The organism is Pseudomonas extremaustralis, assembly GCF_900102035.1.
Classification (GTDB): Bacteria; Pseudomonadota; Gammaproteobacteria; order Pseudomonadales; family Pseudomonadaceae; genus Aquipseudomonas; species Aquipseudomonas extremaustralis.
The window spans coordinates 26,482-51,956 of record NZ_LT629689.1 but is presented as its reverse complement, the minus strand read 5'-3'; the positions used below and the strand labels follow the sequence as shown (position 1 = coordinate 51,956).

Genomic DNA, 25,475 nt, shown 5'->3' with positions numbered 1-25,475 from the left:
GGCCACGCTTGCCCGCAAGCAACCCTTTAGACGCAGCGTTTATCCTTTTGAAACGCGCGCAAGGCTCTATCGCGTGGTCGGCGCTTTTATCCGGTTCGTGCCGTTCTGCGCTGGATCATGCAGCAGTGGCAGGTTGCCCATGCCGACCAACGTAGCCTCCACCGCCTCATCCAGCGGTGTATGGGGTTCGTTGCCCAGGGTTTGCAAGAGCCGATGGTTATTGAGGAGCAGCGGGGTCTGCCACAGGTAACGCATCTCCTGCAGTTCGCGGAAAGTGACGATAAAAGGCGCAGCCATCTTCAGCAGCCACCAAGGGAAGTTGCCTACGCGCGGTTGCGCCCCGGTCCTGCGAGCGACGACTCGGCGGATAGCCTCGACCATCTGGGTACCATCGGCATCCACATGCCCGGCCAGATGAAACCGTGCAAAGGGTGGCAGCCCTTCGCGACGCTCCAGCAATTGCACCATCGTGCGCGCCACATCCGGCAGATACGCCCATTGGTGCGCCACGCCCGGAGCGCCTGGGTAACTCACCGTACCCACCGGCTTGCCTGGCTTGACCAGCCCTTGGGAAAACCAGCTATTGGCGGCCCTGGCGCCGAAGAAATCCCCGGCCCGTACAATCAACACCCGCGCACCGTGCTGCGATGCGTCCAACAAGCGCCGTTCCATCTCGACTCGAATCGCGCCTTTACGGGTCTGCGGGTGCTGGGGCGCGTCTTCGTCGACCAGCGGGAACGCATCCGGCCCATAGTTGTAGACGGTACCCGGCAACACGATCGTCGACCCTTCGGCAATAGCCGCTGCGATGCTGTTATCGATCATCGGCAGCACCAACTCGGCCCAGCGGCGATAACCGGGCGGGTTGACCCCGTGCACGATCACCGAACAACCGCTGGCCGCCGCGAGTACGTCGGCGCGGTTCATTGCGTCACCCTGTACCCAGATGAAATCGCCGCTTTGTCGGCGGGCCTTTTCCACGTCACGGGTCAGCGCTATGACCTGCCACCCGCCGGCGGCTAACTGACGCGCGACTTCACCACCGATCCCGCCCGTTGCGCCCAGTACCAATACCTTGTCCATGCCTGTCTCCCGCAATAACTAGAAGGGTTCATCCTGAGCGTGGGCAAGCTATAGATAAATTGCCGAACTTCATCCAGCAGCTATACATTTATGCATGGCATTGAATATTGGTTGGGAGTTCTACCGGTCGTTCCTCGGCGTACTCGAGGAGGGATCGTTGTCGGGCGCCGCACGGCAGCTCGGCATCACACAGCCCACGGTCGGCCGGCATATTGCCGCGCTGGAAACGGCGCTGGGCGTCGTACTGTTCACCCGCTCACCGACAGGTTTACTGCCGACGGCGGTCGCCCAGGCGCTGCGCCCCCACGCCGAGACCATGGCGCGTACCGCTGCCGCCCTGGAGCGCGCCGCCTCATCCCACGGCGACGAGGTGCGTGGCGTGGTGCGCGTGTCCGCCAGCGAAGTGGTCGGCGTGGAGGTGCTGCCGCCGATCATCAGCCAATTGCGCCAGCAACATCCTCACCTCAAGGTGGAACTGGTCCTGACCAACCGCCTGAGCGACTTGCTGCAACTGGAAGCCGACATCGCCGTACGCATGCTCCGACCCCGCCAGGAACAATTGCTGGCACAACGCGTAGGCCTGATCGAAGTCGGCCTGCACGCTCGCGACGATTACCTGCAGCAACACGGCGTCCCTGTGCACATGCACGATTTGGCGCACCACTCGGTGATCGGCTTTGACCAGGAAAACGCCTTTATCCGCAGCCTGGCCATCCAGGGCTTCGAGCGCAGCGCATTCGCCCTCAGCAGCGACAGCGACCTGGCGCAATTGGCGCTGATCCGCGCCGGTGCCGGCATTGGCGGCTGCCAGGTGCAACTGGCCAAGCGCGACCCACGCCTGCAGCGCGTTTTGCCGGATGCCTTCGCGCTCAGGATGGACACGTGGGTCACCATGCACGAAGACCTGCGCAACAGCCCGCGCTGCCGAGTGATGTTCGATGCACTGGTGCAGGGTTTACAGCGTTACGTACAGGCTTGAGACAGCTTCACTGGTGAAGAATCAGAGTCCCTCAATCCCTTCACAGACGCCCCCATGTCCGAAGCCTTCGAAGTCCCCAGCCCCCACGAAAAACACATCGAACACACCACCGAACATGCCCACGGTCGCGGTGACAATTTCGCCAGCCGTATTGCCGTGATGACCGCGCTCATGGCCACTCTCGGCGCCATGCTCAGCTATCAGGCCGGCTCCACCGAAAGCGAAGCGGCGATGGACAAGAACAACGCTGCCATCATCAAGACTGAAGCGGCCAACCAGTGGAATTACTACCAGGCCAAATCCAGCCGGCAGAACCTGGCGGAACTGGCCACCCATATTCCCGGCGTGGATGCGGCGCATTACAAGGATGAAATCGAGCGCTATAAAACCCAGAAGGAAGACGTGCGCCGCCAGGCCGAAAAGCTCGAAGCGTCCTCAAAGGAATGGGACGAGAAGTCCGAACAGGCGCTGCACCAGCATCATCGCTGGGCCCAGGCGATGACCGCGATTCAGATCGCGATTTCGCTGGCGGCGATTACGTTGCTGACGCGCCGGGAATGGTTGAAGCGTATGTCGTATACAGCCGCTGGCGTGGCGGTGGTGTTGGGGAGTCTGGCCTGGTTGCATATCTGAGGCGCTCGCCACAACAGCATCTTTGCACTTGGGCTCTGCCACTCGATCGCTATATAGTAAAAAGCATAACGATCAGTACAGCCTAGCCCGAGGAGATACCGGTGTCCGCACACCCCAAGGAAGCCGTAGGCGCCGCCTACAACATTGACGCCATGCGTTACGCCCAGTCGATGACCTGGCAGGCCATCGAACAACTGGCCCAGCGCATCCGCCCCGGCATGCTGGAGTCCGAAGCCCGTGAACTGGGCAAGCAAGTACTCGCCGACCTCGACATGCAACGCATCTGGCACCCGCTGCTGGTGCGCTTCGGCGCCAACACCCTCAAGACCTTCAAGCAACGCTCCGAAGGCGACCCGATACTGGGCGACAACGACATCTTCTTCATCGACATGGGCGCGGTATGGCAAGGCCACGAAGGTGACGCCGGCGCCACATTCACCACTGGCAACGACCCGGACATGATCGCCTGCGCCAACGCCGCCAAAGACCTGTTCGACCGCGTGCAGGCACACTGGAAAGACCACCAGGTCATTGGCCTCGAGCTCTACCGCTACGCCGAAGAACAAGCCCAAGCCATGGGCTGGGACTTGAACCTCGACATCAAGGGACACCGGGTCAGCGACTTCCCCCATGCGATCCATCGCGGCGGCGACCTGGGTGACTTCGAGCACTACCCGAACGCCGGACTGTGGATTCTGGAAATCCAGATTGCCCATCCGTGCAAGCCTTACGGTGCCTTTTATGAAGACTTGCTGGCCTGAAGGGACGATTGTTTTCAATCTGTTACAGGAGCGATTAAAGTACCGCCCCCCGAGAATTGAATCTCGGGCTTTAGCCCATGGAGTTACTCAGTGAAGTACGTCAGTAAAGTAGTTGCAGCAGCTGTTCTCGGCTTCGCCCTCGCCGGCTGCACTGGCACCGCCATCAAATCCCCGCAATACGACAGCAGCCAATACACCGTGCTGGGTCACAGTGAAGCCAGCGCCACCGGCATCATGCTCTTCGGCGTTATCCCAATCGGCCAGAACAGCCGTTTCGTGCGTGCCCAAGACGCTGCCATCAAGGCAAAAGGCGGCGACGCGCTGATCAATACCCAGGTTCAGGAAAACTGGTTCTGGGCATGGGTACTCAGCGGTTACACCACCAAGATTTCCGGTGATGTGATCAAGTTGAAAACCGCGCAGTAAAATCGCCAGGCGTTAACCAAAGCCTGCGAAGTATCATGGGCCAATCTCTCGAGGATGGCCCATGAACCTCAGCATCGTTTACGCCCTCGCCGCCGCCGCCCTGTTCGGCGCCAGCACCCCCCTCGCCAAAAACCTCGGCCTGGGTCTCTCGCCCATACTGCTTGCCGGCCTGCTCTACCTCGGCAGTGGTCTCGGACTCGCCGCTGTACGCCTGTTGCGCGATCGCGGCTGGAAATCGCCTGGACTGACCCCCTCGGAATGGCCCTGGCTGCTCGGCGCCATTGCGTTCGGCGGCATCCTTGGCCCCGTCGCCCTGATGTTCGGCCTGACCCGCACCGCCGGCGCGACCGCCTCGCTGATGCTCAACCTTGAATCGGTGCTGACTGCTGTTATCGCCTGGCTGGTGTTCCGAGAAAACGCGGACCGGCGCATCGTCCTCGGGATGATCGCGATCGTACTGGGCGGTGTGGTGTTGTCATGGTCGGACGGCGGCGGCACAAGCCATGACTGGACGGGGCCGTTTGCGGTAGCGCTGGCCTGCTTGTGCTGGGGGATCGATAACAACCTGACGCGTAAGGTATCCGCGTCGGATGCGCTGTTTATCGCCGGGGCCAAGGGCTTGATTGCAGGGGCGGTGAATGGCGGCCTGGCGCTTTATCTCGGCGCACAGGTACCCGGCGTGGCGCAGCTGGCGCCTATCTTGCTGGTTGGGTTCCTGGGGTATGGCATCAGCCTGGTCCTGTTTGTGCTGGCGCTACGCGGGTTGGGAAGCGCGCGTACCGGCGCCTACTTTTCGACAGCGCCCTTCCTGGGTGCCGCGATTGCGGTGCTGGCGCTGGGGGAATCGGTGACGCTGGCTTTCTGGATTGCGTCGGCGTTGATGGCCGTGGGTGTGTGGCTGCACCTGACGGAACGACACGCCCACGATCATCTGCATGAAGCGACAGAGCACGGGCATTGGCATGTGCATGATGAGCATCATCAGCATGAGCATGGGTTTGAGTGGGATGCGAAGGTGCCACACAGCCATGTGCATACACACAATGCGATGAGGCATAGCCATGCGCACTTTCCGGATGTGCATCATCGGCATAGGCATTGAGCAGACTGAAGATGTAATGGGCGACAGAAAGTCGCCCAGTGTTTATGCAGATCCAGCTCCAGGCTTTATCAAATCTGGAATCTTTCCAGTTGTTGTTTCAACGTACCACCCAGTTTGGCCAGGCTCATGCTAGAGGCCGCTGTGTGCTCGCTGGAAGCAGCAGACTGATCTGAAATATCCCGAACGCGAGTGACACTCCGACTGATCTCTTCAGCGACCGCGCTTTGTTCTTCTCCAGCCGTCGCAATCTGTCGCACCATTTCCTGGATATTGCTGATCATCGTGGTGATCGCGGTGACAGAGACATCTGTGTCGGAAATCTGAAGCACAGCCTTATCTGTAAGGCCACGGCATACTTCCATTCGCTCAACAGCGTCCTCAGAAATATTTCTTAAGCTGGCAATCAGTGTTTCGATTTCTTGAGTTGCCCCTTGCGTGTGCCTGGCTAAATTGCGCACCTCATCAGCCACCACTGCAAAACCACGCCCCGCTTCGCCCGCCCTGGCCGCTTCAATGGCAGCATTTAGAGCAAGAAGGTTAGTTTGATCCGCTACAGACTTGATGACATTAAGTACGCCCTCAATATGTTCACTCTCTTGTTTGAGACGAAGCATAGCTTGCGACGTATTCGACACTTCGGTAGCCAGATGCTCAATCTGTGCTACCGCTTGCTTGGCCGTGACTCCGCCGGTCTGTGCCTGCTGATCCGCCGTCGCCGCTGCGTTCGCTGCACTTTCGGAATTGTGTGCAACTTCCATCACGGTGGCGGCCATTTCATGAATTGCCGTAGCGACCTGATCAATTTCCAGGCGTTGTTGGCTGACCCCCATACGGGTTTGCTCCGTGGCCGCTGAAAGCTCTTGCGCAGAACCTGATATCACATTCGATGAGTTATGAACCTCACTGATCAGCGCACTGAGGCTGGCTTGCATTTGCCCAAAAGAGGCCAGGACGCTTCCAGGCCTAGCTGTTTTAATTTCATCGATAGCTCGAATATCGCCAGAGGCAATTCGCTGGGCAATACCGGAAAGAATGGAGGGCTCCGTGCCTAATGCTCGATCCAATCCGCGAGTGATTACCAGTGTCAGAGCCAAAGCGATGATCGCCGCAACCAGACAAAAAGCAATCAGTTGATTGCGCTGTAACTCATACTCGTCCTGCGAATGCATGACGTTGGCTGCGCTGGTTTGTTCCTCAAGCGCGATAAATTTAGTCACCACCTCAACCAGCTTCCTCAGCAGAGGCTCACAATCATTATTGATTTTTACAACTGCCGCGTCTTTATCCCCATTAAGTGCCAGATCGACAATATTCAAAGCCACCGGCCCGTACAAAGACTCGATCTGTTGAATGTCTGAAATCAAACGTTGAGCTTCGACTCGCTCTTCACCGGGCGACATCGCTTCTACCGACGCCGTCAATTCACGTAATAACTCACCCACTTTTCGGTGGGCATTATTGACAATATTTTTTTCATCGACCCGAACCGTAGATGAATTGATCAGAACCAGATTTCTTGCCGAAACAGCACGTTGCTGAGCAGCCAGCAACAATTCTGAAGAAAGTTCTTTTCGCTTACCGATACCATCCACATACCTGAAAAAGCGATTGTTAGCGTCACTCAGTGAAAAAATAGAAATCGCTGAAATTATCAAGACAAGTAAAAACAATGACCCAAAGCCAAGGCCGAGCCTGGCCTTTACAGAGAGAATATCTTTCATTATCTAAAATCCGTATTAGTTTTAAAGATGTGTATTTTTAATCCAGACTTTCACTATCAAGGTGGCTCGTTATGTTCGGCATGATACCTGTTGGAGACAGGACTAGACTGTGGCATAAGAAAACCCTTGCGATATCTGAATCATGGTCAGCGCTTGACACTCGCTTCCGACACATCACCCGCCATTGAATTTTCTTTAAGCCAGCCATTTATATCCGAATGACACATAGGCCGCGCAAAGTAATAGCCCTGAACAAAAAAACACCCCAGACTAATCAGCGCCTCCAACTCCTCACGGGTTTCCACGCCCTCGACTATACATTCCAGCTGCATATCCCTGCTTAAAGCGACCAGCGACTTTACGATTTTGTAGCTGACCGGGTTTTCATCAATCCCTATGACAAAAGCCCGATCTATTTTTATCTTGGTAAACGCCAACGACAGTAACTGGCTCAGACTGGAGTATCCAGTACCGAAATCATCAAGGGCAACACCGCAACCTAACCGGCAGAATCGATCAATAGAATGCTGCACTTTAACAACATCTTGCATAATGGCTGTTTCAGTTATTTCCAGATCCAGTCGCCGGGGATCAAAGTTACTTTCCTGAATAATTGAAACTATTTGCTCGGCCACTTCGTCCGACGCGCAGTCGTGTGTAGACAAGTTAAAAGAAAGACTGATGTGCGGGGGCCAATCAGCGGCAATCATCAAGGCCTTGCCAAGCAGATGAGTGCTCAAGCGATTGATTAAACCGATCCGCTCGGCAATCGGAATAAATTGACAGGGCGGGACGTCACCCAGCTCCAGGCTGCTCCAACGTGCCAATGCTTCGAACGCGACAGTCCGGCGGCTACGCAAATCAATCACCGGCTGAAAAACCAGGCTGAATTCTTGCTCAATATCGACCTGATGCAAGGCTTGTTCGATCTTGCTTTGCCGTATCAGTTGTGGATTGTGGGACGGTGTGAGCATAAACGTGACCCCCAGTTACCCGAACGTAGGCAGTAGGAGCCGTTTTTTTCGACCTGTAATAGCAAATAAATTCTTGGTAGCTCTATCCAAGCGCTGACGCCTGCAGACACCAGAAATCAATCGCATTTTCCTGCAGGCATAATTTTCTGCGTCCATGGGAAAATTCCTTAGCAATTCAACATCGTTCAGATAGTCAAAAAATGACTATACTGAAATTAGCTATAAAATAATAGCAATCTAGCCTTTTTCTGATCTTCCTGGGAAGGTAAATAGGTGTAAGCATTTGATTTTAAGTGATATTTCCCATGAAGCAGAATGCCACCATCACTATAGGCAAGCGAATCAAGCACTTACGACTAGACAATAAATGGACACAAGCCTCCCTTGCGGAAGCATTGGGGTGCGAGTCAATGACCGTGAGTCGTTACGAGAGAGGCGAATACGCCCCAAGCATCGAGATGCTGGAGCAAATCGCCAGGGTCCTGGGAGTGGGACTGGATGCGTTTTTCTCCAATCAGGATCCTGCTGAACCCACCACGGCGAACCTCCGCCACCACCTATGCGACATTGCCTACCAGGCTGATGAAATCTCGCTGAAAGAAATTGTTGGGGCGGCCAAGAGAATCCTGAGAAATCGAGTGCAAGAGAAATATACGGACCGGTCTACCCAATAGATAGAGAACAATCTTGAGTCGGTTCATGGGGCTTTTCGTTGTTTTTTATTGTAGGTGTTATTCAAGCTTAATTAAGCCTGGAAATGCATACATTTATTCCCGTTATTGCTGATGATGGATCATCCGGGAATATCTTCAGCAACCTCGAATTACAACTTGTAAAATAACAATGAACAAAGCAATAACTGCCATACATCTAACTAGCCAGGGGTTCAAAACCTCATCAATGCATGTAAAAACCGATACTTGCACTCTCTCGGGAGGAACATTTTCCAACCCGCCACCACTCGCTTGCAGCGACTCAAACACTCATAAAAAATCCAACCGAGCGCTGTAATCATCCAACCCGAAACCAGCATAAGGCTATCAGGCAAAAAAATAGCGATTGCTAACAGAGGAAAGGATAGTAACGCAGCCCCGTCAACGAGGATTTGGACGCGGGCAACCCAACAGACTGTATTTCCACGGACGTTCCCATACGGGCCTTTTTCGCCCCCAGAAAACACAAAACCCCTGAAAACTTTAACGTTTTCAGGGGTTTTGTCGTTTCGAATGTGGCGGTGAAGGAGAGATTCGAACTCTCGATACAATTTCTTGTATACACACTTTCCAGGCGTGCTCCTTAAGCCACTCGGACACTTCACCGTATCTCGTCAAACCAGTTCAGTCTGTCGAGGCGCGCTAATGTAGTCGAAAGCCTTTCTGATGGCAAAGGTTTTTTTCAGAATTTTCATGCGGTTAGACGGGTATGCCGGGCCAAGCCCGGCAAAGGGCGGTGATTCTGCCATTCTTAGGCATTGGCCGCGCGGGTCTGGAACGGCGATTGCGCCCCGCCCTAGGGCTTTCAACACCCAGCGCACAGGAAAAGACTGACTGGCCAGTCAGTCACGGTGCTTTACCAGGGCGGGCGTGGTGGGTAACGTCTGCGCATGCACTTCTATAACAACTCTATAAGGAACCGCGTCATGAGTGAGTTGATCTCCTACCACCTGGAAGACGGTATCGCGACCCTGACGTTGAGCAACGGCAAGGTGAATGCGATTTCTCCTGCGGTGGTCAATGCCTTTAATGAAGCGCTGGACCAGGCGGAGAAAGACCGGGCGGTGGTGATCATCACCGGCACGCCGGGGATCTTGTCGGGTGGTTATGATTTGAAGGTGATGACGGCCGGTCCTAAAGAGGCGGTCGGCCTGGTGACGGCGGGCTCGACGCTGGCGCGTCGTCTGTTGTCGCACCCGTTCCCGGTGATTGTGGCGTGCCCAGGACATGCGGTGGCCAAGGGCGCGTTCCTGCTGTTGTCGGCGGATTATCGAATTGGGGTGGAAGGCCCGTTCAGCATTGGCCTGAATGAAGTGGCGATTGGCATGACCATGCACCACGCCGGTATCGAGTTGGCGCGGGATCGTCTGCGTAAGTCGGCGTTTCATCGCTCGGTGATCAATGCCGAGATATTCGACCCACAAGGTGCCTTGGGTGCCGGCTTCCTCGATAAAGTGGTGGCCCCGGAAGAGCTGCATGCGGCCGCGCTGGAAGCGGCACGCCAGTTGAAGAAGCTCAATATGAACGCCCACAAGCAAACCAAGCTGAAAGTGCGTAAGGCGCTGCTGGAAGCGCTGGACGATGCAATCCTCCAGGATCAAGGCCATATTTTGAGTTAAGCGCCTACTGCTGCCGTGTCAGAGCCCGACCTTGAGTCGGGCTTTTTCTTACACATGAATCCGAATCTTCTTCAGACGCTCTAGCCTGCCGATGCTGGCAGATGTTGAAACATGTACTTAAACATCGCCTATCTCCCCACTCTACAGGGGCAATTGCCGAATACAGTGCACAACCGTACACTGCGCCACCTTTGTCCCCATGGGCCGTGTCGATGCTTTTTCTGTTGCGTATGTTGTTGATGAGCCTGCATTTTATGTTCGCCGGCGTGCTGGGCGTGCTGATCGGTATCTGCCGACCGTTCAACCCGGACAACAGCCGCCTATGTGCTCGCCTCTATGCGCTGCCGGCCATGTGGCTGCTGGGCCTGAAGGTGAAGGCCGATGTGGACTCGCTGCGCCACAAGCCCGGCACCTGCGTGATCATCGCCAACCACCAGTCCAACTATGATCTGTTTGTATTGGGCACCGTGGTGCCCCATCGCACCGTGTGTATCGCCAAGAAAAGCCTGAAATGGGTGCCGCTGTTCGGCCAGTTGTTCTGGCTGGCGGGCAATGTGTTGATCGACCGTGGCAATGCGCACCAGGCGCGTCGCGCGATGCTGACCACAACCCGAACCTTGCAACATGAAGACACGTCGATCTGGGTGTTTCCAGAAGGCACGCGCAACCTGGGCAAAGGCTTGCTGCCGTTCAAGAAAGGCGCATTCCATATGGCGATTGCCGCCGGCGTGCCCATCGTGCAGGTATGTGTCAGTAACTACGTCACCCATATGCGGCTTAATCGCTGGAACAGCGGCGATGTGCTCATACGCTCGTTGCCGCCGATTCCTACAGTCGGGCTGACCTCGGATGACATCCCTCGGTTAATGCAGGCCTGTCAGGCGCAGATGGACGCGTGCATCAAGGCGATGGACCTTGAACTGAAAAGCGCCGGGGCACCGCGCGGTCTGTAGGGGGGCGACTTTCGTCAGCAACAAATGAACGCCATTCAGGCTAAGCTGCCCAACATCTGTCCTCCTAATACGAAGTGATCAGCACCATGGGTAGAGTTGTCGCGGCCGCCGTTTACAGCGCCGGAAAAAAAGTTACTGATATCACCCTTGACGAAGGCGCGGCCTGGGCTGCCAAACCGGGCCACTTTGTGTGGATCGGCCTCGAAGAACCCAGCGCCCTGGAACTGGCCAACCTGCAGCGCCAGTTCAATCTGCATGAACTGGCCATCGAAGACGCCCTGGAGAAACACAGCCGACCGAAGCTGGAAACCTTCGGCGATGCGCTGTTTATCGTGACCTATTCACCGGTGCGCGAGAACGGCAAGCTGATATTTATCGAGACCCATATCTTTGCCGGCAGCGGCTATATCATCACGGCGCGCAACGGTCATTCGGCGTCCTACGGCTTTGTACGTCAGCGCTGTGAGGCGCGGCCGCTATTGCTGGAGCATGGGGAAGATTTCGTACTCTACGCGCTGCTGGATTTCGTCACCGGAAACTATCAACCCGTCAGCGAGACAATCCACGCCGAGATCGATGAGCTGGAGCGCAACGTGCTGTGCAGTTCACTGAGCGAGCGCGATATTCAGAACCTCCACGGTTTGCGCCGCGACGTGCTGCGACTCAAGCGGTATGTGGCGCCGATGGTGGAGATCAGCCAGGAGCTGCAGAAACTGAGTTTCCCGTTCATCGACAAGAACATGCGCCCGTATTTCCGTGACGTGCAAATCCACGTGACACGGCAGATGGAAGACCTCACCACCCTGCGCGATATCGCCAGCCAGACCATCGAAATCGGTGTGCTGCTCGAGGCCTCGCGCCAGAGCGTGGTGCAGCGCAAGTTCGCCGCATGGGCGGCGATCCTGGCGTTCCCCACGGCGGTAGCGGGGATCTATGGGATGAACTTCCAGAACATGCCCGAGCTGCAATGGCACTACGGCTATTTTGCAGTGCTCGGGTTTATTGCCACGGGATGCACGGGCTTGTGGGCCAGCTTCAAGCGCTCGGGCTGGCTTTAACCTTCGCCTCGGGCTTGTGGGCCACAAAGCGCATCATCCATTCCGCCACGGTGACGCCGTGGTGGTCGCGCTCCAGGCTCGCCACACCGTTGGTGTAGACCTTTTCGCCCAGAGTCGTCTGAAGAATCTCCAGCAACTCGCGGGAATAATCGTGGATAAATTCTGGATGGCCTTGGAAGCACAGCACCTGGTCGCCGATGTGGTACGCGGCGAACGGGCAAAATTCGCTGGAGGCGATGACTGTGGCATTGTCCGGCAAGGTCGTCACCTGATCCTGGTGGCTGATCAGTAGCGTCAGCTCTGGCACCTCGGGACTCATCCACGGGGCCTTGGCATCGAGTTTGTAGTCGTGGATGCCCATGCCCCAACCCTGGCCGGCGCGTTCGGTCTTGCCGCCCAGCAGCAACGCCAGCAATTGGTGGCCGAAGCAGATGCCCAGCAACTTGTCGCCGCGTTCATAGCGTTTGAGCAGGTAAGTCTTGAGGGTCTGTATCCAAGGGTCGGTACCGAAGGAGTCGGCTTTGCTGCCAGTCACCAGGTAGGCGTCGAACACTTCGTCGTCCGATGGGTATTCACCCTGCACCACGTTGTACACGACAAACTCAGCGGGGATCGGCTGTTTGGCGAACAGGCGCTTGAACATCTGCCCGTACCCTTGGTATTGATCGATCAAGCCTGGACGCAGGATATCGGTTTCCAGGATGCAGACGCGTAGCGACATAAAAAATACCTGACACGGCGATGGGAATATTGAACACCCGAGAGCGTGCCTCGAAATACCCCCACAACGCAAGCCCTAGCCATGCACCCCTTGCTCGCGAAGAACGTTGACGAAAACGCGACATCCTTGTCGCTTGTCGCTTGTTCGCTTTTCGCGAGCTAGCTCGTTCCTACAGTGGGGAATCAGAACATTGCACCTTGTGCGGCCTTCTCCAGCAATAGCGCCGGAGGGGTGAAACGGTCCCCATATTGCTCGGCCAGGTAGCGGGCGCGGGCGATGAAATCGTTGAGCCCGTACTGGTTGATGAACTGCAACGCGCCGCCACTCCAGGCCGCAAAGCCGATCCCGAAGATCGAGCCCACGTTGGCGTCCGCCGTGGACATCAACACCCCCTCCTCCACGCAGCGCACGGTCTCGATGGCCTGGATAAACAACAAACGGTCACGTATATCCTGTGGCGAAATCTGTTGGCCGGGCTGCTCGAAGCGGCGTTTCAATTCCGGCCACAAATACTTCTGCCCACCTGCCGGGTACTCATAGAAACCGCCCCCGGCGGCCTTGCCCATGCGTTTGTATTCGTTCACCAACAGGTCGATCACCGCGGTCGCCGGATGAGTCGGCACGGCTTTACCCTCGGCCTGCAGATCCTTGACCGCCTGCTGTCGGATATGGCTCATCAGGCTCAGCGACACTTCGTCAGACACCGCCAGCGGCCCAACCGGCATACCAGCCTTGCGCGCTTCGGTCTCGATCATCGGTGCGGCAACGCCTTCGCCAAGCATGGCAATGCCTTCGTTGGTAAAGGTGCCGAACACCCGCGAGGTAAAGAAGCCACGGCTGTCGTTGACCACGATCGGGGTTTTGTTGATTTGCAGGACGAAATCAAAACCTCGGGCCAGGGTTTCGTCCGAGGTATGGGCGCCCTTGATGATTTCCACCAGGGGCATTTTGTCCACCGGGCTGAAGAAGTGCAGGCCGATAAACTTACCTTGATCGGGCACTGCCGTCGCCAGCCCGCTGATGGGCAAGGTGGAGGTGTTGGAGGCGATCACTGCGTCGGCGCCGACCACGCGTTGCGCGGCGGCAGAGACCCTGGCCTTGAGTTCGCGGTCTTCGAACACCGCTTCGATGATCAGGTCGCAGCCGGCCAGGTCGGCGTCATCCTGCGTAGGATGAATACGCGCCAGGGTGTTTTCCCGCTGCTCGGCGGTCAATTGCCCACGACTGACCTTCTTGTCCAGCAGCGCAGCCGAGTGCGCCTTGCCCTTCTCGGCCGCCGCCAGGTCGATGTCCTTGAGCACCACGTCGATGCCCGCACAGGCACTTGCATATGCAATCCCGGCGCCCATCATCCCGGCGCCGAGCACGCCGACTTTGCGCGTCACGTAAGGCGCAAAGCCCTGTGGTCGCGAGCTGCCGGCATTAATTTGATTGAGCTGGAACCAGAAGGTGCCGATCATGTTTTTCGCCACCTGCCCGGTGACCAGCTCAGTGAAGTAGCGAGTTTCGATCAGGTGCGCGGTGTCGAAATCCACTTGGGCGCCCTCCACGGCGGCGCAGAGGATTTTTTCCGGGGCCGGGAAGCAGCCGTTGGTTTTGCTGCGCAATATCGACGGTGCAATCGCGAGCATCTGCGCGACTTTCGGGTTCGACGGCGTGCCACCAGGGATCTGGTAAGCCTTGTTGTCCCACGGTTGTCTGGCCTGCGGATTGGCAAGAATCCAGGCACGGGATTTGGCCAGCAGCTCGGTACGATCCGCCGCCAGCTCATTGATCAAACCGGCTTGCAGCGCCTGTTGCGGGCGGATTTTCTTGCCTTCCAGCAAATACGGCAAAGCCTTTTCCAGACCGAGCAGGCGCACCATGCGCACTACTCCGCCGCCGCCAGGCAGCAGGCCGAGGGTGACTTCCGGCAACCCCAGTTGCACCGATTTGTCGTCCAGCGCAACGCGGTAATGGCACGCCAGGCAAATCTCCCAGCCGCCCCCCAGCGCAGCGCCATTGATCGCGGCCACCACCGGTTTGCCCAGAGTTTCCAGACGGCGCAGTTGTGCCTTCAACACCCGCACACTGGCGTAGAACTCCTTGGCGTGGGCCTTGTCGACCTTGATCAGTTCATTGAGGTCGCCGCCGGCAAAAAACGTCTTTTTCGCCGAGGTGATGATCACCCCGGCGATGCTGTCTTTTTCCGCCTCCAGGCGCGCAACAGTGGCTGCCATGGCCTCGCGGTATGCGGCGTTCATGGTGTTGGCGCTCTGGCCGGGCATGTCGAGGGTCAGTACCACGATCTGGTCCTGGCCTTTTTCGTAACGAATCGCGTCGGTCATGACAAATTCCTTGGGCTCAGAGGCGTTCGATGATGGTGGCGATGCCCATGCCACCACCGACACACAGGGTGGCCAGGCCATAGCGCTGCTGGCGCGCCTCCAGCTCGTCGAGCAGGGTGCCGAGGATCGCGCAGCCGGTGGCGCCCAATGGGTGGCCCATGGCGATGGAGCCGCCGTTGACGTTGACCCGCGCGGCGTCGATGCCCATGTCCTTGATGAACTTGAGCACCACCGAGGCAAAGGCTTCGTTGACCTCGAACAGGTCGATGTCTTCCACGCGCAGACCGGCCTTGGCCAGCGCCTTGCGCGTGGCTGGCGCGGGGCCTGTGAGCATGATGGTCGGATCGGTGCCGGTCACCGCCGTGGCGACGATGCGTGCCCGCGGCTGCAAACCCAGCTCGCGTCCCTTGGCCTCGGAACCGATCAACATCAACGCGGCGCCATCGACAATCCCGGAGCTGTTACCCGGTGTGTGTACATGCTGGATACGCTCCACATGGCTGTAGACCCGCAGCGCGGTGGCGTCGAAGCCCATCTGGCCGATCATTTCAAAGCTCGGCTTGAGCATGCCCAGGCCTTCGAGGGTGGAGTCGGCGCGGATAAATTCATCCTGGTCCAGCAGCACGATGCCATTCTGGTCCTGCACGGCGATCAGCGACTTGTTGAACGAACCGTCTGCGCGAGCCCTGGCTGCTTTCTGCTGGGACTGTAGGGCAAATCTATCGACATCCTCGCGGCTGAAGCCCTCGAGGGTGGCAATCAGGTCTGCGCCGATGCCTTGGGGCGTGAAGTGGCTGTGCATGTTGGTTTGCGGGTCGAGCACCCAGGCGCCGCCATCGCTGCCCATGGGCACGCGGGACATGGACTCGACGCCGCCGACCACCACCAGGTCTTCGAAGCCTGAGCGCACTTTCATCGCGCCGAGGTTGACCGCCTCCAGGCCCGAGGCGCAGAAGCGGTTGAGTTGCACGCCGGCGACGCTGACGTCCCAATCCGCCACCAGCGCGGCGGTCTTGGCAATGTCGGCGCCCTGGTCGCCCACGGGGGTGACGCAACCGAGAACGATGTCATCCACCTGGTGGGTGTCGAGGTCGCTGCGTTGCGCCAGGGCGGTGAGCAAACCGGCCACCAGGTTTACCGGCTTGACGCTGTACAGGGCACCGTCGGCCTTGCCTCTGCCACGGGGCGTGCGTATCGCATCAAAGATCAAAGCTTGGGTCATGACGTCCTCGAACCATTGCGCAGTAGTGCCCTTACCTTAGGCCCGAATGACACGGTTTCAATGACGGATGCGCTCATTGCTTTTGACCGCCATGCTCGGACGAACGGTAGGCTCGACGAGCAATCCAAAGATTAATCGTTTTAGCGGTCTAGCCAAGGCATTGGCGCCAAGATGGCGATAGGCCTCATGCCGTTTTCAGCTGAAATTTTAATTAGTTGATACGAAATGGATCTAAGCCACGAAGAACGAGGGCTCTAAGGTTCAATCAGTAAGAAGTTGCTGCCGGGTTTTGCTGGAGCAGCTGTAAGAAAAGCGACACGTCAGATCGGCATAGTAGATTTTACCGGCGCGCATTTGACGTTCAGGAATAACAACAAAAGGCAGTCAGCCATGTTCAAGCACTCGAAAGTACGTCAGGCGGGACTCATTCTTTTCGCCACCACACTGATTCTGATCCTGCCCAATCTAACCAAGATTATGGGGTGAGCCTTTACCCCCACATTCCGCGCATATACACCATCGGGACTGCAGGTTTTGGCAGCACCTGCCGGGACATTGCCCATAGCGGTCCCGCAGGGGCTGCCTTTTTTGCACGCAGATTTGCGGTATCGTGAGCCCCATCGCCACTTCGCACCGGGCCTCTCTCTTGAAATCGATCTTCGCCCTTTTTGCCCTGCTCATCAGCCTGCCCGCAGCGGCGGCGCAATTGACCATCGAACTCGACCACGCCAGCAAGATCTGGCAGACCGCCGACTTGCTCAAGCACCCCGACGTGCAGACGGTACAAATCGTCGATGACGTTTCCTACAAACGCACCATGACCTATCGCGCAGTGCCGTTGGCAGCGCTCCTACCCGGCCTCAAGCCGGAAAATCATCTGCAAGCGATTGCCCTCGATGGGTTTGCCGCCGAACTGACGGCCGCGCCGTTGCTGCAAAAAAGCGGCGCCCGCGCCTGGCTGGCCGTGGAAGACCCGGCCCACCCATGGCCCGCACTGGCAGACGGCAAGCCGAGTGCCGGGCCGTTCTACCTGGTGTGGACCGCCCCGCAAGCCGGGCATATCAGCCCTGAGCAGTGGCCGTTCCAGATCTCGGGGATCAAACAGCTGAAGACGGTGGCCGAGCGTTTCCCAGCGCTCTTGCCTGACCCGACGCTGGCGGCGAATGATCCGATCAACCAGGGTTTTGCGTTATTCCAGAAGAATTGCCTGGCCTGCCACCGCCTCAATGGCGCCGGCGACGCACAAGTGGGCCCGGACCTGAATATTCCCTACAACCCCACCGAGTATTTCGGCGGGGATTTCCTCAAGCGCTATATCCGCGACCCGCAGAGCCTGCGGCGCTGGCCACAGGCAAAGATGCCCGCGTTCGCCGCCAGTGTGTTGCCTGACAGCGAGCTGGCGTTGCTGGTGGCGTATCTGAAGCACATGGCCGGGCGCAAACAACAACCTTGACGCCCCCCCCGTAGGAGCGAGCTTGCTCGCGAAAAACCCCAGGACACCACAGGGGTATCAGTTACCCCGCGTTGTCAGCCAACTACTGCTGCGGCGCCACGAACACCTTGGCATGCATCTGCTCATGCCCGCCGCCCCGGCGCATGCCGCGCACCGGGCAGGCATCAAGGTAGTCCAGGCCCACGGCCAGTTTCAAATGCCGTTCCGGCCGGGCCAGTTGGTTGGTGACGTCAAAGCTGTACCAGGCGTTGTCCAGCCAGGCTTCGGCCCAAGCGTGGCTGGCCAAGTGGGTGCTGTCTTCGGTGTACAAATACCCCGACACATACCGCGCAGGAATCCCCAGGCTGCGCGCGCAGGCCAGGAACGCATGGGTGTGGTCCTGGCACACGCCCGCGCGCCCTGCAAAGGCCTGGGCGGCACTGGTGTCAACTTCGGTGGCGCCCGGCGTGTAGACCATCGACTGGTGGAGGGCGTGCATCAGGTCGATCAGCGCGGTGCGATCGCGGCGCTGATGACAATGCTGTTCGGCAAAGGCACGCAAGGCTTCGTCAGGTTCGGTCAGCCGCGTGCAGCGCAGGAATGGAAAGGCCGACTGGCTCTCGTGTTCCGCTTCGCGCAATTCGTCGATATCCACTTGGCCGCGGGCACCGATGATGATGGCGTCGTGGGGCTCGTCGAGGGTCAACACATGCAGGATGTTACCGAACGGGTCCACTTGCGCGCGCACCGGGCGTGGCAAGTCCAGTTGCCAACTGAGCACATGTTGACGCTCGCTGTCGTGGGGCGTGAGGCGCAGGTACTGGATGCTATTGCGCACCTGGTCTTCGTAGCGGTAGGTGGTTTCGTGGCTGATGGAGAGTCTCATGCCGCCTCCAGGTAGGAACTGTAGATGGCGTCGCCCAACTGGCGGACCAAGGGGATAAAGTCGGTCAGCCAGGCGTGCAGGCCTTCCTCGAGGATTTCATCGATGGCGGTAAAGCGCAGGCGCGCATCCATCTCGGCGGCCAGGCGTTGTGCCGGTCGGCCATTGAGGCCTGGCAGGCTGGCGAGGATCTGGTCGATCTCTTCACTGCAGGCTCGCAGCGAACGCGGCACGTCGGCGCGCAACAGCAACAGCTCGGCGACTTGCCGGGCGCCGGGGGCGTCGCGGTAAATCTCGGTGTAGGCCTCGAACGAGGACAGCGCGCGCAGCAACGCGCTCCACTGATAGTAGGCGTGGGCCGTGCCATCGGTGACGGCTTCGGCCTGGTCGCCGGCCATTTCATAGCGCGCGTCCAGCAGGCGCAGGGTGTTGTCGGCGCGTTCGATAAAGGTGCCCAGGCGAATGAAGCGAAAGGCATCGTTGCGCATGATGGTGCCGTAGGTCGCCCCACGGAACAGGTGCGAACGCTCCTTGACCCACTCACAAAAACGGCTCATGCCATAGCGGCTCAGCCCCTGCTGGGCGATGTCACGAATATCCAGCCAGGTGGCGTTGATGTTTTCCCACATGTCGGCAGTGATTCGCCCACGCACCGCATGGGCGCTGGCCCGCGCGGCGCCGAGGCAGCTGTAGATGCTGGCCGGGTTGGCCGCGTCCAGCGCGAAGAAGTGCAGCAGCCGTTCGGCATGCAATTCGCCATGGCGTTCGTGGTAGTCATCCAGCGTGCCGGTGATCAACAGCGGCATGGCCAATTCATGCAGGCCATCACCGCGCCCATCCTGGGGCATCAGCGACAGCGAATAGCTGACATCGAGCATGCGCGCGAGGTTTTCCGCGCGTTCCAGGTAGCGCGACATCCAGTACAAATCCGAGGCAGTTCTACTCAACATGGCATCAGTCCTCAACCACCCAGGTGTCTTTAGTGCCGCCGCCCTGGGATGAATTGACCACCAGCGACCCTTCACGCAGCGCCACGCGGGTCAAACCGCCGGGCACTACACGGGTTTCCTTGCCGGACAGCACGAACGGGCGCAGGTCGATATGGCGCGGTGCAATGCCGTTTTCGACGAAGGTCGGGCAGGTGGACAAACACAGGGTGGGCTGTGCGATATAAGCGTGAGGCTTGGCCTTGATGCGGGCGCGGAAAGCTTCGATTTCCGCCGCCGTGGAGGCCGGCCCGACCAACATGCCGTAGCCGCCGGAGCCCTGGGTTTCCTTGACCACCAGGTCCGGCAGGTTGGCCAGTACGTGGGACAATTCGTCGGGCTTACGGCATTGGAAAGTAGGAACGTTTTGCAGGATGGGTTCTTCATCCAGGTAAAAACGGATCATCTCGGGGACGAAGGGATACACCGACTTGTCATCCGCCACCCCGGTGCCGATCGCATTGGCCAGCACCACGTTGCCCGAGCGATAGGCCGCGAGCAGGCCGGGCACGCCGAGCATGGAGTCCGGGTTGAACGCCAGTGGGTCGAGGAACGCATCGTCGAGGCGACGGTAGATCACGTCCACGGCTTTGGGGCCGTCGGTGGTGCGCATGAACACGTGGTCGTCACGCACGAACAGGTCGGCGCCCTCCACCAGTTCGACGCCCATTTCCCGGGCAAGAAAGGCATGTTCGAAGAATGCACTGTTGAAGCGCCCAGGGGTCAGCACCACCACGCTGGGATTATCCAGGGGGCTGGCGCTTTTCAGGGTGTCTAGCAACAGGTTGGGGTAATGGTCGATGGGCGCAATGCGCTGGGCCGCGAACAGCTCCGGGAACAGGCGCATCATCATCTTGCGGTCTTCGAGCATGTAGCTGACGCCGCTCGGTGTACGCAGATTGTCCTCCAGCACGTAATAGGTGCCGTCGCCATCGCGAACGAGGTCTACCCCGGAGATGTGGGAATACAGATCGCGGTGCAGGTTCAGCCCCTGCATCGCCAGTTGGTACTGCTCGTTGGCCAGTACCTGTTCGGCGGGGATGATCCCGGCCTTGATGATGCGTTGTTCGTGATACAGGTCGGCGAGGAACATGTTCAGCGCCTTGACCCGTTGGATGCAGCCGCGCTCGACCATCCGCCATTCGCTGGCGGGAATACTGCGCGGGATCGTGTCGAAAGGAATCAGTCGCTCAGTACCTTGCTCGTCCCCGTAAAGGGTGAAGGTGATCCCGGCGCGGTGGAACAGCAAATCGGCTTCGCGCCGACGCTGTGCCAGCAGTTCAGCAGGGGTATCGGCCAACCAGCGGGCGAACTCACGGTAGTGAGGGCGAACCTGCCCTGCCCCGTCGTACATTTCATCGTAATAAGTGCGGATCATGCCGAACTCCTTGTCACCCGGACGCAAGAACCATCGCAAGGCCCGTGCCAGCGGCATAAACACTTAAAAATCAGTGGGTTGAATAACTCAAGAGATTTGAACGCACCGTCCTGGTGCGCAGAACGCCCAGTGTATCGCCGCATGCCTCATCACAATGCGGACTTTGACTATCAACAGCATAGTCTCAGTTGATTTCACTGCCCGACCAAGCCCGCGGATAATCGCCCTCCTGTGCTGAACAGGACGTGTCCTACAGCGTCAACCCTTGCTCAATCGGTACCTTGATAGCTCGTGTACCGACCGGCTCTCCCGGTCTTCCCTTTCAGCCACCCTGCTCGGGTGGTTTTTTTTGGGTGCCGGAAAAGACAGCACAAGTTCCAGAGTTTTTCAGACATCCCAAACAAAATCGGCTGACCCATAGGTCAGCCGATACGCTGTGTTTCTCATACCGCTACATGGGCAAGCCACGCACCTCCTGCTTGACTCCCCATCCCTCGATGATTCCGCCCAAAGGTTCGACCACCGCCTCAAAGTCCTGCTCGAAGTCTCCTATGCCGTCGTAGGTTGCAAACATGACTTTGCTCAATTCCAAGTACCAGGCGCCATCGTCGCGCGCGCTGACCTGGGCATTCAGGGACTCCCCACGAAATCGACCCGCAGCCCTGCGCGCCCGTTCCTCATCCGGAAAAATGGCGTAGAACTCGATGGGGTGAAACCGTGAAAAGTCGAAGCCGCCTTCTTTCATGCGGCGCAGAACGTTGGTGCTGATGTCTTCTTGATAGGCTGTGCTCATGAAACGTCCTCCTCAAACCGATGGATAGACTTTCCGTGCTTCCCGAAGCCCGCGCCCTACTGGCGCGGGTACTGCGGCAATAACATCACCGATGGAAAACAAGCATGTAGCTGACAAGACCAGACCTTAGCGATTCATTCGCTGATCTCGCTTGCAGAGTAGCGCGAAGCTATCACCTCCACCAGAGGCGCTAGGAACACATACAGCCAATATTCAGGCGGCGGGGGAAATGTCGAGGATTTGAATACTGTTCTGGTCTTTGAGGATCTTGACCGTAGGCTCTGGCTGGCGACCTTCAAGATCATTGAGGTCGAGTTCGGCAGCCACGGGTAGCAGTTTGTTGCGAATCATGTGGGCAGCATCTTCCAGGCTGGGCATCTGCTCGCAGGCGAACTGCTCGACAGACTTGACGCCGTGATCGTCAACGAAGGTAATTTGCCACGTTTGCATTGGTGCCTCCTCGATAAAACCCATGTGTGGGCCTATACCTATCTGGACCTTGAAGGTTCGCCAAACGTTCCACTCAAGGCAGGAGGCACCTGATCAACTGCTGTTACTTTTCAGCGCGCTCCTTGAGGGCTTTCAAGGTGTTGAACGGGGCATCCACCACGAACTTGTTGGCCAACCACGAAGGCACGCTGCCGCCGGGCTCAGTGTGCACCTGGTAGGTGACTTCGGTCTGGTTGTCGCCTTTGGGGACCAGTTTCCAGAAGCCGTTGACCTGCGCTACCCGTACGTAGCCTTTGACTTCCGGCTGATAGGTCGGCACTTCCAGGAGCGTGCGGGTGACCGTACCGTCGGCGGCCTTGGACGTAGTGATTTCCAGGATGGAATCACGGTCAGTCACCGGGAACGGTGCCTTGAACTGGGTGTAGGTCCAGCTCTTGTCACCTTGCGCCTTGAGTAACTTTTGCGACTTGCACTCGTGAATCCAGGAGCAGGCCCCGACCGCGTCTTCCTGCAGAGCCTGGATTTTGGCGATTGGCGCCTTGATCACCGTCACGCCGCGATAAGCCTTGTACTTGGAGCCGGCAATTTCACTCAGAGAAACCTTGATACCGTCTTCGTCCTTGGCGACCTGCCAATCCTCAGCCTGGGCAGTGGCAGCAAACAACACCGTAAAACCGCACAACACAGCCATTCGTTTCAGCGAACCCATTGTTGTATTCCTTATTGTTGAAGTTCCGATAGTAAAGCCCATCAAGCCGCCGTCACCTGCTCCCACCAGCCGATCAAGCGGATGGCATCGGCCTGGTCGGTGCCGCACACGTCGATATCGGCTTTGAAAGCACTGCACACTGCCGGTCGTTCCGGTCGGCCGAACAACAGGCACAGCTGTTCGACAGACAGGTGCAGACAGCGTTCGCCCGCCGGTTTGCCATTGGGCATTCCCGGTATGGGTGAACTGATGGAGGGGGCGATGCAGCAAGCGCCACAACCTTCACGGCATTTCATGACCAGTAGATCCTCGACGACTCAATGTAGATGGCCGGGCTTAGAGTACGCCCTTAAACAGCCGTTTTAAAATGGTCTAACAGGGCTTTTTTCGTGCCAAACAAAAGTGACTGACCAGTCTGCGACAGATGGTCGAGGGGAGGCGTCACGTTTGGCGGAAGGTTTACTGCTTGAACTCGAATTCCAATGCGGCGCCTTCCACTTCACGGCGCTCTTCGTTGCGCAATTGCAGCTTCATTTCGTTGCTGAGCAGGCGACCGTTGATCTGGAACGCACTGTTGTCGGTGGGTTTCTCGCCAAACATCGGTGGCAGCAGCGGCACGCTCTTGGGTTTGGGCACGGTGCCCAGAGGCTGCAAGTGCCTGACCATGTCCGAAGGCAGTGACAAGTCCAAATGTGCAGGTGGCAATTGGGTTTGCGCCACTTCACGGGCCGCCTTGGATTTGCTCGCGACCGACGCACGTTTTTTCACGGTGGCGGCTTTCTTTTTGACGACGGGAGCGGTTTTGGCCGGTGCCGATTTTTTCGCGGGGGACTTCTGTTGGGCATGGGTAGCGGGCTTGGCCTCGGTCACAGGTGTCGCCGCCAGCACTGTGCCGACGTTACATAGGCTTAACAGGCCAATCACCAAAACAGCACGAACAATAGAGGTCATATCGCCAACAGCATTAACGGCAGAGGCGCATATGCTCGCTTGTTGTGTGCGGCATGACAAGCGCGGGATTGGCCAGCGATGGGCGTTGTGCCTTTTCAGCGCCTCAAAGGCCCGCCGCGGTTTCCTGACATAACTGGCTGGCGAGCATGCCCAGAGTCATCAGCGCACGCTCTGCCTCACGGTTCCACGGTGTGCCGCAATTAAGACGAATGCAGTGATTGAACTGTTCGGTGTTACTGAAAATCAACCCCGGTGCAATGCTGATGCCCTGTTGCAGGGCACGCACGTGCAGTTCCTGGGTATTGACCCGCCCGGGCAAACTGACCCACAGGATAAAGCCGCCGGTCGGACGGGTCATCTGGGTGCCTTCCGGGAAATACTGCTGCACGGCCAGTTGGAACGCGCTGAGGTTCTTGCGATATTCCTGGCGGATGTAGCGCAAGTGCCGGTCGTAGCCGCCGTTCTCCAAGTACGCCGCAACACCCATCTGGGTGACACTGCACGCCGAATGTGTGCTGAACATCTGCAAACGCTGGATTTCCTGCTGGTACTTGCCAGCGATCATCCAGCCAATGCGCACGCCCGGCGACAAGGTCTTGGAAAAGCTCGAGCAATAGATGACCCGGTCCAGGCGATCATAAGCCTTGAGGGCCTTGGTGCGGCCGACTTCAAACATCAGTTCGCCGTAGATATCGTCTTCCACGATCTGGATATCGAAGTCCGAAGCCAGACGCAGCAAGTGTTTCTGCCGTTCCTCTGGCATGGTGCCGCCCAAAGGGTTGCTCAGGCGCGTGGTCAACACCAGGGCCTTGATCGACCATTGGTTGGCCGCCAGTTGCAGGGCTTCCAGGCTCATACCGGTGGAGGGGTCGCTGGGGATCTCGATGACCTTCAGGCCCAGCAGATCGGCCAACTGCAGCAAGCCGTAATAAGTCGGGGATTCAGCCGCGATCAAGTCGCCTGGCCGCGTCAGCACTCGCAGCGACATCTGCAACGCATCCACGCAACCGTGGGTGATCACCACTTCGGAAGGGTCCACCACCACCCCGGCATCGCGCATGCGAATCGCCACTTGGCGGCGCAGCGGCTCGAAACCTGGGCTGAACATATAGCTGAACGCGCGCGGGCTCTGAAACCGAGTGACCTTGGCCAACTGCTGGTGCAGCGCGCGTACCGGCAGATAGTCGACACTCGGCACGGCGGCGCCCAATGGGAACACCCCTTCACGGCGCGACTCGCCCAATACCTGCTGGATAATGCTGCTGCGGGTGACCAACCCCGGACGCTCGACCCGCGCGATATCCGGCGTCGGCGCAGTCAGCGCCGGTGTCTGGTGCACGTAGTAGCCGGACTGCGGCCGCGCTCTGATCAGCCCCTGGTCTTCCAGGTTCGCGTAGGCCTGCAGCACCGTGGCATGGCTGACGTTGAGTTGCGAACTCATCTTGCGCACCGAGGGCACGCGCTCGCCCGGCTGATAGACACCGCGCCGGATATCCTCAGCCAGTTGCTGGGCGATACGTTGGTAAAGCAACAGATTGGTCATGACGCAGCACTCGATTTCACGGGTATTTTATTTTTGTGTGAAACATACCGGCACAGTT

Annotated in this window: 25 protein-coding genes and 1 tRNA gene; 10 read left to right on the top strand and 16 right to left on the bottom strand. The window is 58.2% G+C overall.

All coding sequences use genetic code 11. The features are described 5' to 3' along the window. Nucleotides 1–66 precede the first annotated feature (66 nt). Nucleotides 67–1,083, bottom strand: coding sequence for an SDR family oxidoreductase (locus BLR63_RS00270; RefSeq protein WP_010563787.1), 1,017 nt, complete (start codon nt 1,081–1,083; stop codon nt 67–69). A 94-nt stretch (nt 1,084–1,177) separates the two neighbouring features. Here BLR63_RS00270 and BLR63_RS00265 point away from each other — a divergent pair, with 94 nt between their 5' ends. The 5 genes from BLR63_RS00265 to BLR63_RS00245 all read left to right on the top strand — a co-directional run bounded on the left by BLR63_RS00265 (nt 1,178) and on the right by BLR63_RS00245 (nt 4,984). Further along, on the top strand, nt 1,178–2,062 hold the full coding sequence (locus BLR63_RS00265) for a LysR family transcriptional regulator (protein WP_010563786.1): 885 nt from the start codon (nt 1,178–1,180) through the stop codon (nt 2,060–2,062). Between the two features lie 54 nt (nt 2,063–2,116). After that, nucleotides 2,117–2,695, top strand: coding sequence for a DUF4337 domain-containing protein (locus tag BLR63_RS00260; protein WP_010563785.1), 579 nt, complete (start codon nt 2,117–2,119; stop codon nt 2,693–2,695). Between the two features lie 101 nt (nt 2,696–2,796). After that, the gene (locus BLR63_RS00255; RefSeq protein ID WP_010563784.1) at nt 2,797–3,456 is read left to right on the top strand and encodes a M24 family metallopeptidase; all 660 of its coding nucleotides are present in this window, start codon (nt 2,797–2,799) and stop codon (nt 3,454–3,456) included. A gap of 90 nt (nt 3,457–3,546) precedes the next feature. Next, entirely contained in the window at nt 3,547–3,882 is a 336-nt protein-coding gene (locus tag BLR63_RS00250; protein ID WP_010563783.1) for a hypothetical protein, read from the top strand. Nucleotides 3,883–3,943: 61 nt separating this feature from the next. Continuing rightward, nucleotides 3,944–4,984 (top strand): DMT family transporter, encoded by a 1,041-nt coding sequence (locus BLR63_RS00245; protein ID WP_010563782.1) that lies wholly within the window; start codon nt 3,944–3,946, stop codon nt 4,982–4,984. A 68-nt stretch (nt 4,985–5,052) separates the two neighbouring features. Here BLR63_RS00245 and BLR63_RS00240 read toward each other — a convergent pair whose 3' ends face one another. Beyond that, nucleotides 5,053–6,705, bottom strand: coding sequence for a methyl-accepting chemotaxis protein (locus tag BLR63_RS00240; protein WP_010563781.1), 1,653 nt, complete (start codon nt 6,703–6,705; stop codon nt 5,053–5,055). 146 nt (nt 6,706–6,851) lie between these two features. Next, complete coding sequence (locus BLR63_RS00235) at nt 6,852–7,679, bottom strand: EAL domain-containing protein (protein WP_010563780.1); 828 nt, start codon at nt 7,677–7,679, stop codon at nt 6,852–6,854. A gap of 305 nt (nt 7,680–7,984) precedes the next feature. On the opposite strand from BLR63_RS00235, the gene BLR63_RS00230 reads away from it, so the two are divergent. Then, nucleotides 7,985–8,353: a helix-turn-helix domain-containing protein gene (locus BLR63_RS00230; RefSeq protein WP_010563779.1), complete on the top strand. Its 369-nt coding sequence runs from the start codon at nt 7,985–7,987 to the stop codon at nt 8,351–8,353. 555 nt (nt 8,354–8,908) lie between these two features. On the opposite strand, the gene BLR63_RS00225 is transcribed toward BLR63_RS00230, so the two are convergent. Beyond that, a tRNA-Ser gene (locus BLR63_RS00225) sits at nt 8,909–8,998 on the bottom strand. A 320-nt stretch (nt 8,999–9,318) separates the two neighbouring features. On the opposite strand from BLR63_RS00225, the gene BLR63_RS00220 reads away from it, so the two are divergent. From BLR63_RS00220 to BLR63_RS00210, 3 genes are all read left to right on the top strand, one after another. After that, complete coding sequence (locus BLR63_RS00220; protein WP_010563778.1) at nt 9,319–10,011, top strand: crotonase/enoyl-CoA hydratase family protein; 693 nt, start codon at nt 9,319–9,321, stop codon at nt 10,009–10,011. 212 nt (nt 10,012–10,223) lie between these two features. Then, on the top strand, nt 10,224–10,964 hold the full coding sequence (locus BLR63_RS00215) for a lysophospholipid acyltransferase family protein (RefSeq protein WP_010563777.1): 741 nt from the start codon (nt 10,224–10,226) through the stop codon (nt 10,962–10,964). Between the two features lie 86 nt (nt 10,965–11,050). Next, nucleotides 11,051–12,022 carry a magnesium and cobalt transport protein CorA gene (locus tag BLR63_RS00210; protein ID WP_010563776.1) on the top strand — a complete coding sequence of 324 codons (972 nt, stop codon included), beginning with the start codon at nt 11,051–11,053 and terminating at the stop codon, nt 12,020–12,022. Here BLR63_RS00210 and BLR63_RS00205 read toward each other — a convergent pair. The 3 genes from BLR63_RS00205 to BLR63_RS00195 all read right to left on the bottom strand — a co-directional run bounded on the left by BLR63_RS00205 (nt 12,000) and on the right by BLR63_RS00195 (nt 16,292). Further along, nucleotides 12,000–12,743: an amidotransferase gene (locus BLR63_RS00205; RefSeq protein ID WP_010563775.1), complete on the bottom strand. Its 744-nt coding sequence runs from the start codon at nt 12,741–12,743 to the stop codon at nt 12,000–12,002. The two genes, BLR63_RS00210 and BLR63_RS00205, sit on opposite strands and share 23 nt — an antisense overlap. Before the next feature lie 182 nt (nt 12,744–12,925). Next, nucleotides 12,926–15,070 (bottom strand): 3-hydroxyacyl-CoA dehydrogenase NAD-binding domain-containing protein, encoded by a 2,145-nt coding sequence (locus BLR63_RS00200; RefSeq protein WP_010563774.1) that lies wholly within the window; start codon nt 15,068–15,070, stop codon nt 12,926–12,928. Between the two features lie 16 nt (nt 15,071–15,086). Beyond that, nucleotides 15,087–16,292, bottom strand: coding sequence for an acetyl-CoA C-acetyltransferase (locus BLR63_RS00195; protein ID WP_010563773.1), 1,206 nt, complete (start codon nt 16,290–16,292; stop codon nt 15,087–15,089). A 646-nt stretch (nt 16,293–16,938) separates the two neighbouring features. On the opposite strand from BLR63_RS00195, the gene BLR63_RS00190 reads away from it, so the two are divergent. Beyond that, on the top strand, nt 16,939–17,745 hold the full coding sequence (locus BLR63_RS00190; RefSeq protein WP_010563772.1) for a c-type cytochrome: 807 nt from the start codon (nt 16,939–16,941) through the stop codon (nt 17,743–17,745). Between the two features lie 82 nt (nt 17,746–17,827). Here BLR63_RS00190 and BLR63_RS00185 read toward each other — a convergent pair whose 3' ends face one another. The 9 genes from BLR63_RS00185 to BLR63_RS00145 form a co-directional block, all read right to left on the bottom strand. After that, a complete protein-coding gene (locus BLR63_RS00185; protein WP_010563771.1) occupies nt 17,828–18,610 on the bottom strand; it encodes a transglutaminase family protein in 783 nt (260 codons plus the stop codon). Further along, entirely contained in the window at nt 18,607–19,557 is a 951-nt protein-coding gene (locus BLR63_RS00180) for an alpha-E domain-containing protein (protein ID WP_010563770.1), read from the bottom strand. Before BLR63_RS00180 ends, BLR63_RS00185 begins: the two co-directional genes overlap by 4 nt. Before the next feature lie 4 nt (nt 19,558–19,561). Beyond that, entirely contained in the window at nt 19,562–20,971 is a 1,410-nt protein-coding gene (locus BLR63_RS00175; RefSeq protein ID WP_010563769.1) for a circularly permuted type 2 ATP-grasp protein, read from the bottom strand. A gap of 451 nt (nt 20,972–21,422) precedes the next feature. Then, a complete protein-coding gene (locus tag BLR63_RS00170) occupies nt 21,423–21,764 on the bottom strand; it encodes a ribonuclease E inhibitor RraB (RefSeq protein ID WP_005790456.1) in 342 nt (113 codons plus the stop codon). A gap of 213 nt (nt 21,765–21,977) precedes the next feature. After that, complete coding sequence (locus tag BLR63_RS00165; protein ID WP_010563768.1) at nt 21,978–22,214, bottom strand: hypothetical protein; 237 nt, start codon at nt 22,212–22,214, stop codon at nt 21,978–21,980. Between the two features lie 103 nt (nt 22,215–22,317). Continuing rightward, on the bottom strand, nt 22,318–22,923 hold the full coding sequence (locus BLR63_RS00160; protein WP_010563767.1) for an START domain-containing protein: 606 nt from the start codon (nt 22,921–22,923) through the stop codon (nt 22,318–22,320). A 41-nt stretch (nt 22,924–22,964) separates the two neighbouring features. Further along, nucleotides 22,965–23,219: a YkgJ family cysteine cluster protein gene (locus BLR63_RS00155; RefSeq protein WP_010563766.1), complete on the bottom strand. Its 255-nt coding sequence runs from the start codon at nt 23,217–23,219 to the stop codon at nt 22,965–22,967. A 163-nt stretch (nt 23,220–23,382) separates the two neighbouring features. After that, nucleotides 23,383–23,874, bottom strand: a complete 492-nt coding sequence (locus tag BLR63_RS00150; RefSeq protein WP_042946555.1) for a hypothetical protein — start codon at nt 23,872–23,874, stop codon at nt 23,383–23,385. A gap of 103 nt (nt 23,875–23,977) precedes the next feature. Then, a complete protein-coding gene (locus BLR63_RS00145; protein ID WP_010563764.1) occupies nt 23,978–25,417 on the bottom strand; it encodes an aminotransferase-like domain-containing protein in 1,440 nt (479 codons plus the stop codon). Between the last annotated feature and the right edge of the window lie 58 nt (nt 25,418–25,475).

What these genes read in the sequence shown, in the direction of transcription:
- BLR63_RS00240 (WP_010563781.1), bottom strand. Translation starts at nt 6,705, where the DNA reads ATGAAAGATATTCTCTCTGTAAAGGCCAGGCTCGGCCTTGGCTTTGGG.
- BLR63_RS00220 (WP_010563778.1), top strand. Translation starts at nt 9,319, where the DNA reads ATGAGTGAGTTGATCTCCTACCACCTGGAAGACGGTATCGCGACCCTG.
- BLR63_RS00245 (WP_010563782.1), top strand. Translation starts at nt 3,944, where the DNA reads ATGAACCTCAGCATCGTTTACGCCCTCGCCGCCGCCGCCCTGTTCGGC.
- BLR63_RS00265 (WP_010563786.1), top strand. Translation starts at nt 1,178, where the DNA reads ATGGCATTGAATATTGGTTGGGAGTTCTACCGGTCGTTCCTCGGCGTA.
- BLR63_RS00205 (WP_010563775.1), bottom strand. Translation starts at nt 12,743, where the DNA reads ATGTCGCTACGCGTCTGCATCCTGGAAACCGATATCCTGCGTCCAGGC.
- BLR63_RS00260 (WP_010563785.1), top strand. Translation starts at nt 2,117, where the DNA reads ATGTCCGAAGCCTTCGAAGTCCCCAGCCCCCACGAAAAACACATCGAA.
- BLR63_RS00230 (WP_010563779.1), top strand. Translation starts at nt 7,985, where the DNA reads ATGAAGCAGAATGCCACCATCACTATAGGCAAGCGAATCAAGCACTTA.
- BLR63_RS00195 (WP_010563773.1), bottom strand. Translation starts at nt 16,292, where the DNA reads ATGACCCAAGCTTTGATCTTTGATGCGATACGCACGCCCCGTGGCAGA.
- BLR63_RS00155 (WP_010563766.1), bottom strand. Translation starts at nt 23,219, where the DNA reads ATGAAATGCCGTGAAGGTTGTGGCGCTTGCTGCATCGCCCCCTCCATC.
- BLR63_RS00215 (WP_010563777.1), top strand. Translation starts at nt 10,224, where the DNA reads ATGCTTTTTCTGTTGCGTATGTTGTTGATGAGCCTGCATTTTATGTTC.
- BLR63_RS00200 (WP_010563774.1), bottom strand. Translation starts at nt 15,070, where the DNA reads ATGACCGACGCGATTCGTTACGAAAAAGGCCAGGACCAGATCGTGGTA.
- BLR63_RS00210 (WP_010563776.1), top strand. Translation starts at nt 11,051, where the DNA reads ATGGGTAGAGTTGTCGCGGCCGCCGTTTACAGCGCCGGAAAAAAAGTT.
- BLR63_RS00145 (WP_010563764.1), bottom strand. Translation starts at nt 25,417, where the DNA reads ATGACCAATCTGTTGCTTTACCAACGTATCGCCCAGCAACTGGCTGAG.
- BLR63_RS00160 (WP_010563767.1), bottom strand. Translation starts at nt 22,923, where the DNA reads ATGGGTTCGCTGAAACGAATGGCTGTGTTGTGCGGTTTTACGGTGTTG.
- BLR63_RS00180 (WP_010563770.1), bottom strand. Translation starts at nt 19,557, where the DNA reads ATGTTGAGTAGAACTGCCTCGGATTTGTACTGGATGTCGCGCTACCTG.
- BLR63_RS00185 (WP_010563771.1), bottom strand. Translation starts at nt 18,610, where the DNA reads ATGAGACTCTCCATCAGCCACGAAACCACCTACCGCTACGAAGACCAG.
- BLR63_RS00170 (WP_005790456.1), bottom strand. Translation starts at nt 21,764, where the DNA reads ATGAGCACAGCCTATCAAGAAGACATCAGCACCAACGTTCTGCGCCGC.
- BLR63_RS00165 (WP_010563768.1), bottom strand. Translation starts at nt 22,214, where the DNA reads ATGCAAACGTGGCAAATTACCTTCGTTGACGATCACGGCGTCAAGTCT.
- BLR63_RS00150 (WP_042946555.1), bottom strand. Translation starts at nt 23,874, where the DNA reads ATGACCTCTATTGTTCGTGCTGTTTTGGTGATTGGCCTGTTAAGCCTA.
- BLR63_RS00270 (WP_010563787.1), bottom strand. Translation starts at nt 1,083, where the DNA reads ATGGACAAGGTATTGGTACTGGGCGCAACGGGCGGGATCGGTGGTGAA.
- BLR63_RS00235 (WP_010563780.1), bottom strand. Translation starts at nt 7,679, where the DNA reads ATGCTCACACCGTCCCACAATCCACAACTGATACGGCAAAGCAAGATC.
- BLR63_RS00175 (WP_010563769.1), bottom strand. Translation starts at nt 20,971, where the DNA reads ATGATCCGCACTTATTACGATGAAATGTACGACGGGGCAGGGCAGGTT.